The organism is Schinkia azotoformans, from assembly GCF_035811335.1.
GTDB lineage: Bacteria > Bacillota > Bacilli > Bacillales > Bacillaceae_J > Schinkia > Schinkia azotoformans.
Window position 1 is genome coordinate 1 of sequence record NZ_JARSMD010000065.1, and the last position, 861, is coordinate 861.

Here is an 861-nt window from a genome sequence, read left to right on the forward strand (position 1 = left end):
TTTTGTCAAATTCGCCAACTTCGATAGAAGAGCCTGTTAAATCAAATGAATCGAATGTTTTGTGACCGATAGCTAGTTTTCCACCATCAAATGCAGTTCCAGACGCTTGGTCTGCGTTTTGTACTAATGCCGTGCCTCCAATTTCTACTTCGATATCACCTTGCGCTACCGCACGATCAAGGTCTAATTTCACACCAGAAATTTCAATCTTACTTGCACGTGTGCTTTCAGATTTGACACGGAATGATAGTACACCGTTCTCTGCGTTAATTGAATCTTTATCGATGTCTAGGTTACCTTCCACTACTTTTACAGTTGGTTTTTCACTAAACTTCACGCCATCTGTTAAACGTAGTTCAACTTTACCATCTTTCACTAAAGCACCTTTCGCTGCTTCCGTTAATGTAACGTTGCCAATCGCTTGATTTTTGATACCTGTTTTTACATTAGCTTTGGCGATGTCAACATTTACTGGTGCAACAGCTTTTGCCACCACTACTTCACCGTCGATGCCCGCTTTACCGCTGAATTTAGCAGTGATGTCACCTTGTGCATCAGCTTTTGTTGATACGTAGAATTTCACTTTGAATTCGCGTGTTTTACCAGCTGCTTGTCCTGGTAGGTTATTTAATTCGATTTCATTGCTGTCACCTTTAATTTCTGTGTTGAATTTCGCTTTAAGTGCATCTTCAGCACCTGCCGCAAATCCTTTTACGCCAGAAATTTCATAACCGACAACTTTCACCCATGATGGGAACTCGATTTGAACGTCACGATTTGATAACCATGAACCAGCTACTTCTTCTTTGATTAAGATTTCAGCTGTTTTTAAATCTTTTGTATCAGCATTGTTGCGGCCCG

1 pseudogene is annotated in these 861 nt (G+C 40.7%); it reads right to left on the reverse strand.

The features are described 5' to 3' along the window. Nucleotides 1-861 (reverse strand): annotated as a pseudogene (locus P9E47_RS22745) (copper amine oxidase N-terminal domain-containing protein); the annotation flags it as partial.